Annotated in this window: 1 protein-coding gene; it reads right to left on the bottom strand. The window is 82.1% G+C overall.

Annotated features, from left to right (window positions below; translation table 11 throughout):
• Positions 1 to 319: hypothetical protein (locus tag A6V29_RS20875; RefSeq protein ID WP_212719201.1), on the bottom strand; the 319-nt coding region annotated here is incomplete at both ends.

The raw sequence follows: 319 nt of genomic DNA, 5'->3' as shown, positions 1-319 counted from the left end.
TGGGTCGCCACCGGACCGGAGCTCCCCTGCCCACCCCCGGCCGGCGCCCAGCCCGGGCCTGCGCCTGCCGGTGGGGCGGCGGGCGCGCGGCCGCATCCGCCGGGCCGGGGTCGGGAGCCGGGGGCGGTTCCGGCGTGCGGGAGGCCTCGGTGGTCACCCCGGCGTCGCCGCCGGTGCTCTCCCCGCCGGTGCCCTCGCCACCGGTGCCCTCGTCGCCGGGCTCCGGGGTGAAGACGCGGTCGGCCTCCTGGTCGCTCTCCCCCCAGCCGGAGACGACGACGGCGACCGGGGCGGCCACGAGCAGCGCCGCGCAGAGCAG

This window comes from Blastococcus sp. CCUG 61487 (assembly GCF_005222955.1).
Lineage (GTDB): Bacteria > Actinomycetota > Actinomycetes > Mycobacteriales > Geodermatophilaceae > Blastococcus.
The sequence above is the reverse complement of the archived record's forward strand: the minus strand, read 5'-3'. Positions and strand labels throughout refer to the sequence as shown.